This window comes from Aquiflexum sp., from assembly GCF_041751335.1.
In the GTDB taxonomy this organism is placed as follows: domain Bacteria; phylum Bacteroidota; class Bacteroidia; order Cytophagales; family Cyclobacteriaceae; genus Aquiflexum.
The window spans coordinates 1-10122 of the sequence record NZ_JBGSXS010000163.1; the positions used below are offsets into that span (position 1 = coordinate 1).

A 10122-nucleotide genomic window follows, 5' to 3' on the forward strand; every position below is an offset into this window, starting at 1 on the left:
GAAAAATCACTTAAAGAATTCTCCAAAAGCGGAGCCCATTTTCAATCCATGAAAAAATCAGGAGAGATCGCAAAGGAAATCAAAACCCTGACTTTTGATAGCGAACAATTCCCCGATTGGAAAACTGCAAAAGAACTTTTAAAATCCACTAAACCAATATTCTCTTTGCCTAAATGAGTGCCACTCACATCTTTTTTCAATTAAATGAAATCTCCTTCTTTTGTCAAAGTCAGTATTTCTACTCACATCATTGCTGTCCTGCACTTCACATTAGGTTCTCAAATTAAACCTTAAAACATCCATTATCTCCACTTTTTCTATAACTTTACAAAAATGGTCAGACAGTATTTAACTATATCTATCTTAACCCTTGCCCAAATTTTATTTTTGGGGCACAGCATTATTCCCCATCAACACGAAGATCATAACACACATCACCACGGATCTCACGAAAACCATGATCACGAAGATTCAAATAAAGAAACAAGTGATTTTGTAAATTTTTTTTTCGATTTCAACCATGCAGAAAATAGTAATGACTTTTTAGCAAATTGCCCCGGTCCATCTATCAAAAAAGTAACTCCACCATTTATTTTCCCTATTCAGGAATCAGTTTTCAGAGCTTTACCTAAATTCTATATCCAGCAAAAAGCCCCTCCGGAAAATTGCCTATTTAACAGTTTTTATGTTTTTCTTCCCTCGGGTCTAAGAGGTCCCCCTAATACCATCGTTTAACTTCATTTTTTTCTTTAAATGGATTTACTTCCATTTTAAATTTGGCTATTAAAATTAGCTGAATTAATCTATTAATCTAAAACCAAGTTACCGATGAAAAATTCAATAGTCCTATTCTGCATTGCAGCCCTCTTGTTTGTTGGCTGTGGAAACAAAAAATCAGGTGGACATTCTCATGATGGCGTAGACTCCCATAATCATGGCACACACCAACATGAGGATGGATCCGTTCATGATGACCATGATGAGGAAAATCACACTCAAGAAGAATTCAAAGTAAGTCCTGACAGTACTGCCAAGGATTCAGCAACTCACAGCCATGGGGAAGATGGCGACCACAAGCATTAAATAATCCATAGTCTTTAATAATTTACTTATGAGAACATCTTTTAAGATGGTTCTGTTTATCCTCTTGTTGGCTGGTTGCGGCCAACAAGAGGCTGAACATGCCCATGATGAAACTGGCATAGTTCCTCTGTCTTATACGCATTATTCAAAAAACACAGAGCTATTTGTTGAATTTAATCCATTGGTAGTCGGAAAATTTTCGGGTTTTGCAGCACACTTCACTATTTTGGGTCAAAATTTTTTACCATTGACTGAAGGAAGTGTAACCGTCAGCTTGATTATTAATGATAAAGGAATCAAGAGCAGTTCAGATTCTGCAAGTTCTCCCGGAATTTACAGATTAGGCCTTAAGCCTATTGCGTCAGGCAAGGGTAAATTGATTTTTGATATAGTTACAAAAGGATACACTGATCAAATTGTAATCAATGACGTAATTGTTTATCCTGATGAGGAATCTGCATCGTTACAAATTAAGGCAGTCGATTCAGGAAATGACATCACATTTTTGAAAGAACAAGCCTGGAATATTGAATTTTCCAATGCACCTGTCCGTAGGGAACCCTTCCGTGAAATCCTCAAAACAAGTGGTCAGGTATTGCCGCCACCGGGAGATGAAAGTGTTATCACAGCCAATTCCAATGGCGCAGTTTTGTTTGCCACCAATAAAACAGTTATCGGGTCCGAAATAAAAACCGGAGATCACTTATTTACCCTGAGCAGCGGTAACCTGACGCAGGGCAATCCTGAGGTATATTACAACGAAACCAAGGCCAAATATGAATTATCCAAAGCCGAGTTTGAAAGAGCACAGATCTTGGTACAGGATAAAATCATTTCACAAAAAGAATATTTACGAGCCAAAATGGAATATGAAAACCTGGAATCTATTTTTCAGGCAGTATCTAAAAATTATTCCAAAACTGGCCAAAAAATCAATTCCAATTCTTCTGGATTTTTGAAAAATATTTTGGTTTCAGAGGGCCAATATGTGGAAGCAGGTTTCCCATTGGCTATAGTCAGTAAAAACAAAAAAGTCTTACTCCAGGCCAATGTCTCACAGAAATATTATAACAAGCTGCCCAGCATATCAGCTGCAAATTTTAGGATCATTTCAGAGGATAAAGTTTTTGATACGGAAAGCATAAATGGCAAAGTTGTCTCCTACGGAAAAAGTGCTTCCTCCAACGCTTCTTTTATTCCAATCACTTTTGAAATAGACAACATCGGAAATATAATCCCGGGTGCAATAGCTGAAGTCTTTTTAAAGTCATCACCTATCCCAGATGCCTTGGTAATTCCTGTTTCAGCCCTGTTGGAAGAATTGGGGAATTTCTACGTCTTTGTTCAGACAGGGGGAGAAAGCTTTCAGAAAAGAGAAGTCAAACTGTCCGGAAACGACGGGACCCAGGTCCATGTCATCTCAGGACTAATGGAAAATGAAAGAGTCGTCACCAAGGGGGCTTATGCCATCAAATTGGCCTCGGCCACAGGAGCAATTCCGGAGCACGGCCACAGCCATTGATTTTATAAATCTGTACACTTCAAATCCCGGGATTTAGAAAAATAAAAGAAGAAACTCATGCTCAATGCCATATTAAAATTTTCATTGCATAACCGCCTTCTGGTGCTGACATCATTTGCTTTGCTTTCTTTGTTGGGCACCTATGTGGCATTCAATATGGAAGTGGATGTATTTCCAGATTTGACCGCACCTACGGTTGTTATTCTAACTGAAGCCCACGGTATGGCACCAGAGGAAGTAGAAAGGCTGGTAACCTTTCCGATCGAAACATCAGTCAATGGCGCCACAAATGTCAGAAGGGTCCGTTCAGCATCTTCGGGCGGCTTTTCCGTGATTTGGGTTGAATTCGAATGGGATACTGATATCTATAGGGCAAGGCAAATAGTAAACGAAAAACTGGCAACCATTGGAGAAACTTTGCCTTTAGGAGTTGGTAAGCCTATCATGGCGCCACAATCTTCAATCATGGGTGAGATCATGTTTATCAGTTTGACTGCTGACAGCACCTCAATGATGGATTTGAGGACTATTTCAGATTGGATTATCCGTCCAAGGTTATTGGCTACGGGAGGAGTAGCCCAAGTAATTGTTTATGGGGGGGACTTTAAACAGTATCAGATTTTAGCCAATCCTCAAAGGATGGGATTTCACGGCGTCAATTTGGAAGAATTGATGAAGGCCGGTGAAGAATCCAATGGAAACTCCTCCGGTGGATTTGTGTATGAGTATGGTAACGAATACATCGTCAAAGGAATAGGAAGAACCAATTCAATAGAGGAAATTGGCCGTTCGATAATCAAACAGTCTAATGGACAAATTATCCGAATTGAAGATGTGGCTGAAGTTAAAATCGGTGCAGCTCCCAAAATCGGAGATGCATCCAGTAATGCTGAACCTAGTATTGTCCTTTCTGTTTCCAAACAGCCTGATGTCAATACACTTTTATTGACCGAAAAAATCGATGAAGCTTTGGAAGATCTTCGGAAAACCCTTCCAGAGGACATCAAAATTGACACCAAAGTATTCCGGCAAGCTGACTTTATCAACGCATCCATTAGTAATATCCAAAAGGTATTATTGGAGGGAAGTGCTTTTGTAGTCATCGTGTTGTTCCTATTCTTAATGAATTGGAGAGCAACGGTAATTTCATTGTTGGCCATACCGATTTCGTTGCTTGTGGCCATCCTAACTTTAAAATGGTTGGGATTCACCATCAATACCATGAGTTTGGGTGGAATGGCCATAGCGATCGGAGACTTAGTTGATGATGCCATCATTGATGTTGAAAATGTATTTAAACGCCTGAAGGAAAATGCAAAGCTCCAGGAGAAAGATAAAAGAAATCAGCTTGAGGTAATATTTGATGCTTCATTTGAAATCAGGCATTCCATCATCAATGCCACTTTTATCATCATAGTAGCATTTATACCCTTATTCTTCCTTTCCGGAATGGAAGGTAAATTGTTGGCTCCCTTGGGAATAGCCTTTATCGTAGCCCTGTTTGCCTCTCTTATCATAGCCATAACACTGACTCCTGTTCTCTGTAGTTATATGTTGACCAATGAAAGCAGATTGATCAAACAGGATCGTGAAAGTTGGCTTGTGAGTAGGCTTCAGAAATTTTATGGAGTTTTTCTTGAGCACGCCATGCAGTGGAAAAAAGTTTTTATCGGTTCTGCTTTGGCTATGCTTGCAGTAGCAATTTTAGCCTTTACCCAATTGGGAAGAAGTTTCCTGCCGGAGTTCAATGAAGGTGCCCTTACCATCGCAGCGGTTGCCTTACCTGGACTGTCACTGGAAGAAAGCAATAATATTGGGAGAAGGGTTGAAGAAGCCCTATTAAGTATTCCTGAGGTGATTTCAACTACCCGAAGAACAGGCAGGGCAGAATTGGATGAGCATGCACAGGGTGTCAATTCTTCGGAAATTGAGGTTCCTTTCCTATTAGAAGAAAGAAGTCGCGACGAATTTTTTGAAGAGGTAAGGGAAAAGCTTTCTCGGATCAAAGAGGCTAATGTAACCATAGGCCAACCGATTTCGCATAGAATCGACCACATGCTTTCAGGCACAAGGGCGAATATTGCCATTAAAATCTTTGGGTCAGACTTAAACAGGATGTACAACCTGTCAAATCAGATCAAAAATGAAATTCAGGACATTGAGGGATTGGTTGATTTGCAGGTCGAGCCACAGATTGAAATCCCACAAATTCAGATCAAAGCGAACAGGGAATTATTGAGCCATTATGGCATCAGCATAGGTAAATTTAATGAATTTGTAGATGTGGGCATTGCGGGTGAGAAAGTATCGGAAATCTATGAGGAAAACCGATCCTTTGATCTTATTGTACGCTTTGATGAGGAGAATCGAACCAAAATGGATCACATCATGAATACCCTTATTGATACTGAAAACGGAGAAAAAATCCCTATTCACTATGTGGCAAATATTGTAAGTGGAAGCGGTCCAAACACCATCAACCGGGAAAATGTACAGCGAAAAACCGTTGTCTCGGCAAATGTATCAGGACGGGATCAAAAGAGTGTGGTTGATGAAATCCGATCCAAAATATCCGAAAACATCCAACTTCCTGAGGGCTATCATGTGGAACTTGGTGGGCAATTCGAAGCAGAAGAGGAAGCCTCCACTACGCTATTGGTCACATCGTTCTTTGCCATTCTGATTATTTTCATGATCCTATTTCAGGAGTTTAAAAAAGTAAACCTTGCTTCCATCATATTGATCAATCTTCCTTTGGCCCTGATCGGTGGAATCTTAAGTATTTACTTTACAAGTGGCATACTGAGTATACCTGCTATTATAGGATTTATAACCCTCTTTGGTATTGCTACCAGAAATGGGATTCTTCTGGTATCCCACTATGAAAGTCTTAAGGAACAAGGCCTTGGACTCTATGAGACAGTGATTCAAGGATCTAAAGACAGATTAAGTCCTATACTAATGACGGCCATCACCGCCGGCCTAGCATTGATTCCTCTTGCATTGGCCGGAGACCTCCCTGGAAATGAAATCCAAAGCCCAATGGCAAAAGTGATTTTGGGTGGTTTGACCACTTCTACCCTTCTTAACCTGATCATTGTCCCAATGGTCTATTTTCTAGTTAACTCAAAAACTGAAACCAAATGAAAAAGTCCATACTTCTATCCTTATTTTCGTTTTTGACTTTTATAAATACCCAAGGGCAATCAAGCTTTGATATCGTTATGGTGGAAGTTGAAAAAAACAATAAAACAATACAGGCAAATTACCAAAAGCAGCAAGCTCAAAATCTCCAGTTCAAATCGGAAATGCCCCTATACAACCCAAATATAGAGTATGATTATTTGTATGGCTTTCCTTTAACCGCAGGAAATCAGACCGATGTATTGGTCAATCAGTCTTTTGATTTTCCAACAGTTTATAGTAAAAGAAAGCAGCTTGCGAATCAACAAATCTCACAATTCTCCTATATCTATGACGCGGCCCGGCAAGAGGTGCTTTTTGAAGCGCAGTCTATCTGTATTGAATTGATCTATAGAAATAAACTCCAACAACAATTTCAACAAAGGAAATCTTTTACTGAAAACTTACTCAGTGACTTTGAAACAAAGCTGGAAACAGGAGAAGGTAATATCCTTGATGTAAACAAAGCAAGGTTACAGTTGATAGAAATCAATAAGGAATTCCAATTGAATCTTTCTGAAATAAACCAACTGAATCAACAACTTACAGGTTTGAATGGCGGGATTGAATTATCTTTTAATGAAACCATCTATCCCGAAATGGATCCCATTCCATTTTTCGAAGATTTATATGATGAAATACAGACAGAAGATCCTGAACTTAAATTCATCGAGTTGGAAACCGCAACCGCTAAAAGACAATTGGAACTCAGCAAAGCCCTTGCCCTTCCCAAAATGGAAGCAGGTTACCGATATCAGGGAATATTAGGGCAGACTTTCAATGGATTTCATATTGGGACAAGTATACCTCTTTGGGAAAACAAATACAAAGTCAGGCAAAGTGAGGCTGCTGTATTGTTTTCAGATTTACGTGTCCGGGATTATCAAAATGAAAAGTTTTACGATGTCAAACAGTTGTTTGAAAAATATGAAAAACTATCCAAAACTTTTGAGGAGTATAAAACGGTTCTATCCGCAATAAACAGTTTGGAGTATTTGGACAAGGCATTGGAAGTAGGCCATATCTCTACCATCGTATACTTTATGGAGTCCAATTATTACTATATGGCCTACAATAATTTTCTATTGACCGAAAAAGATTACTATGCCGTCAAGGCAGAGATTTTGAAGTTTAGGTTATAGGTGTAGCTATTCGGGATTTGTAATGCCGAATCCAGATGAGCGAGATTTGTAATCCCTGCCTTTTCTTTTTTATAAGAAGGCTGAAATTACAAATTCCGATCTGTTCTCGAGATTGCAAATCCCGAAAGCGAATTATTTATTTCATTCCTTTAAGCTTATTTAATTGTTCAATGTCTTCAAGATCTTTCTCTCTAACAGAAGTCTCTTTATCTAAAATAAGATCTTTAAAATGAATCAAATTAAAAGTAACACCTTCAAAAATAATCGTTTCTTTTCTTTGGTAGGCTTCAGAAAATATAATTCTTGATTTAATCTCAGGTAGAAAATCAAGATAGAAACCATCAAATTCTAATTTAAAAAATGATTTTCTTGGGTTTGGGGTTTCTTCTTTTTCAAATTCAGAAATATCTTGACCCAACTCCCCCATAACTTTAATTATATTAAAATAATTTGTATATGTTGGATTAAACCAAATATCAATATCAGGTTTATCCATAACTTGTCCTGATTGATTCTTTGATAATCTAAAAAATCCATGAAGACCAACAGCTATACCACCCACTAATAAATAATCAACTTTGTGCTTTGAAAGCAAGTAACAAATAGCCAATAAAGTTTTTTTGAGGGTCTCCTCCATTATTTATCAATTTGGCTAATATCAATATTATGTTCCTTTACCTTTCTGATTTCGGCTAATAGCTTTTCAAAATCAAAATGGTATTTCAAAGTAGATGCTTTATCCATTTCCTTGTTTTCACAAGATTTCAATTCCTCAAAGGTTTTAAATTTTTTTACAGGTTTCATTTTTTCCTAATCTATCGTATTCGGATTCATATTAATAAAATACTCCCATAAATCAAAAAGTAAATGAAATAATGGAAGTGGGATTACTAAGGATTACTAAATTAAATGGCTATTTTTTGGGTTCGAATCAAATTCCAAAAACCTATGAACCTCAAAATAAGTCAAAAAATATTTTTTGTTGCTTTAAATATCTCCTGTGTAATTTTCCTTACCCAGTGTACTCCATCAGGCCCGGATTGGGAAAAGAAGAACCAAGAACTGATCAAACAATATGGCCTGACGGAAAGGCAACTATCGGGACTTCCTAGTGCTACTGTTGACCCCAATCTGGAACCTCCACAGGTCAGCAATCTGAGCAATATTGAAAGCTTTGAACTTCACCCAGGGGTAAAGGCCAAAGTGATTTGGGGTTCGGGGGCAATGATGGCAGAGCTTCAACTTGATCCACAAGCCCAAATTCTGGAAGAAACAGCAGATGTTGACAGGTTTATTTTCGTAATGGAAGGAGAAACCGAAGCCAAAATTAACGGGATTCCTGTTTCCATGATTTCCAGAAAAAGGGAATCACCTGATGGTATCCATAGCTTTACACCTAGAGTTGATTTTGTATATCTGGAAAAGGGTAGTAAAATATCCTTAACAGCTGGAGGCTCTGGAGCCAAGATTTATGAAGTCTACAGCCCTTTACGTCGTGATTACCTCCAAAAAGCTGGCTTGAAAAACCTTCCTGATAAATTGGACGATATTGAAAATCCTCAGACTCCCAATTTCAAACCCAATACAGTTTATGACCTTTATGATATTCAACTTTCCGAATTAGCTCCTGGTGCTTTTTCAAGGTTGATATCGGGTAGGAATATGTTACTGAGTTTTATTTCCATGGAACCAGATGCTATTTTTGGACACCACATTCACCCGGAGGAGCAAATGATGTTTGTATTGAGGGGTTCTGTTAATGAAATTTTGTTGGATAGCAAAAAGCTTTTGGAAACCAACGATGTGGTTCTGATTCCCGGCAACTTTGTTCATGGTGCTGAAACCGGGGAGTTGGGTAGCGAAGCTTTGGACATATTCTGGCCTTCACGATCTGATTATATGGAAAAAGGAAAAGTAAGAATGACCGCCTTCCATGAGTTTATCCCTAAGGAAACAACCTTGGAATTAGTCATTGACGGCAAGAAAACCAAGCCTGAACTATTCTTTACAGAAGGGCCGAAATGGATGAACGGAAAGCTATATTTCTCCAACATGTATTTTGATCAAGACTTCAATGCGGATCCAAAAAGAAGTTCAATTGTGGTCCTTGAGCCAGATGGTAGTTACAGAAATATTACTGAAGGCAAGATGCAGACCAATGGACTGTATCCTTACAAAAACGGCAACCTTTTGGTTTGCGACATGATGGGACATCGTGTTGTGGAAATGAATACAAATGGTCAGGTAGTCAGAGTACTTGCGGATAAATATGATGGAAAACCCATTGATGGGCCCAACGATATCATCACGGATACAAAGGGCGGATTTTATTTCACCGATCCACAATTCACCATGGAAGCTGAAAAATTTCAACCGGGACGTGCTGTTTATTATGTCTCGCCTACAGGTGAAATTACCAGGATCACTGAGCCCAATGAGTTTGCCATGCCCAATGGCATCCTTCTTTCACCTGATGGCAAGTCCCTATATATCAACAACTGTTTTGATAAAGAAGATTGGTATCCGGTCCAAAGTGACAAAGACAATTATATCTGGGCCTATGATGTCAATGAAGATGGCAGCATCAGCAATGGCCGTAGGTTTGCAAAAGTTTTCTTAACAGAAGATGTGCTGGACAGAAAAGGCAGGTCGTCCGGTGCGGATGGAATGGCCATTGACAAGGAAGGTAATATTTATGTAGCAACTTATTATGGCGTTCAGATTTTTGACCATTCAGGCAAGTTTGTCGGCATGATCAATACGCCTTCTTTTCCTGTGAGTTTGGCTTTTGGCGATGAGGATATGAAGACACTTTACATTGTTAGTTATAGCAAGGTGTATAATATTAGGACGAATAAGGAGGGGTATGTGAATTATTTGTAGGCTTTGGATATTTTTTGATATTTAGATATTAGTGGATATTGGTGCAAAGTTCCAGATTACCTGTAAATTTCTCATTAACTTTATCCAAAGTTTTAATTAAGCTTATTTGGCAATTCAAATTATTCTAGGGTTAAAATATCCACCAATTTCCAATATCTACAAATATCAAGTTGCAATAAATATCCAAAATTTAAAAAAATCACCACGTCCTCTTACTCATCATCTGATCCAATTCCTGACGGGTCATGCTGCCGAGTTCGGGATGTTTCTCAAGCCATTTCAGGAAGGCTACTTTAATTTCAGCCGTCC

At 38.5% G+C, this 10122-nt stretch carries 7 protein-coding genes; 5 read left to right on the top strand and 2 right to left on the bottom strand.

The annotated features are described in order from the left end of the window. Positions 1 to 828 precede the first annotated feature (828 nt). Genes ACEW8U_RS09135 through ACEW8U_RS09150 form a run of 4 tightly spaced genes read left to right on the top strand, consistent with a single transcriptional unit; the run spans position 829 to position 6930 of the window. Positions 829 to 1083, top strand: coding sequence for a hypothetical protein (locus tag ACEW8U_RS09135; protein ID WP_373521735.1), 255 nt, complete (start codon positions 829 to 831; stop codon positions 1081 to 1083). 28 nt (positions 1084 to 1111) lie between these two features. Further along, entirely contained in the window at positions 1112 to 2605 is a 1494-nt protein-coding gene (locus tag ACEW8U_RS09140; protein WP_373521736.1) for an efflux RND transporter periplasmic adaptor subunit, read from the top strand. 57 nt (positions 2606 to 2662) lie between these two features. Further along, complete coding sequence (locus tag ACEW8U_RS09145; RefSeq protein ID WP_373521737.1) at positions 2663 to 5752, top strand: efflux RND transporter permease subunit; 3090 nt, start codon at positions 2663 to 2665, stop codon at positions 5750 to 5752. Next, positions 5749 to 6930: a TolC family protein gene (locus ACEW8U_RS09150; protein WP_373521738.1), complete on the top strand. Its 1182-nt coding sequence runs from the start codon at positions 5749 to 5751 to the stop codon at positions 6928 to 6930. Before ACEW8U_RS09145 ends, ACEW8U_RS09150 begins: the two co-directional genes overlap by 4 nt. A gap of 136 nt (positions 6931 to 7066) precedes the next feature. Here the strand turns inward: ACEW8U_RS09150 and ACEW8U_RS09155 are convergent, their stop codons facing one another. Beyond that, entirely contained in the window at positions 7067 to 7567 is a 501-nt protein-coding gene (locus ACEW8U_RS09155) for a hypothetical protein (protein ID WP_373521739.1), read from the bottom strand. Beyond that, positions 7567 to 7734 (bottom strand): hypothetical protein, encoded by a 168-nt coding sequence (locus ACEW8U_RS09160; RefSeq protein ID WP_373521740.1) that lies wholly within the window; start codon positions 7732 to 7734, stop codon positions 7567 to 7569. The genes ACEW8U_RS09155 and ACEW8U_RS09160 overlap by 1 nt, the downstream gene beginning before the upstream one ends. Before the next feature lie 144 nt (positions 7735 to 7878). Between ACEW8U_RS09160 and ACEW8U_RS09165 the strand changes: the two genes are divergently transcribed. Then, positions 7879 to 9813 carry an SMP-30/gluconolactonase/LRE family protein gene (locus tag ACEW8U_RS09165; RefSeq protein WP_373521741.1) on the top strand — a complete coding sequence of 645 codons (1935 nt, stop codon included), beginning with the start codon at positions 7879 to 7881 and terminating at the stop codon, positions 9811 to 9813. The last annotated feature ends 309 nt before the right edge of the window (positions 9814 to 10122 follow it).

Excerpts from the sequence above, each read along its gene's own strand:
- ACEW8U_RS09135 (WP_373521735.1), top strand. The coding sequence starts at position 829 with ATGAAAAATTCAATAGTCCTATTCTGCATTGCAGCCCTCTTGTTTGTT.
- ACEW8U_RS09140 (WP_373521736.1), top strand. The coding sequence starts at position 1,112 with ATGAGAACATCTTTTAAGATGGTTCTGTTTATCCTCTTGTTGGCTGGT.
- ACEW8U_RS09145 (WP_373521737.1), top strand. The coding sequence starts at position 2,663 with ATGCTCAATGCCATATTAAAATTTTCATTGCATAACCGCCTTCTGGTG.
- ACEW8U_RS09150 (WP_373521738.1), top strand. The coding sequence starts at position 5,749 with ATGAAAAAGTCCATACTTCTATCCTTATTTTCGTTTTTGACTTTTATA.
- ACEW8U_RS09155 (WP_373521739.1), bottom strand. The coding sequence starts at position 7,567 with ATGGAGGAGACCCTCAAAAAAACTTTATTGGCTATTTGTTACTTGCTT.
- ACEW8U_RS09160 (WP_373521740.1), bottom strand. The coding sequence starts at position 7,734 with ATGAAACCTGTAAAAAAATTTAAAACCTTTGAGGAATTGAAATCTTGT.
- ACEW8U_RS09165 (WP_373521741.1), top strand. The coding sequence starts at position 7,879 with ATGAACCTCAAAATAAGTCAAAAAATATTTTTTGTTGCTTTAAATATC.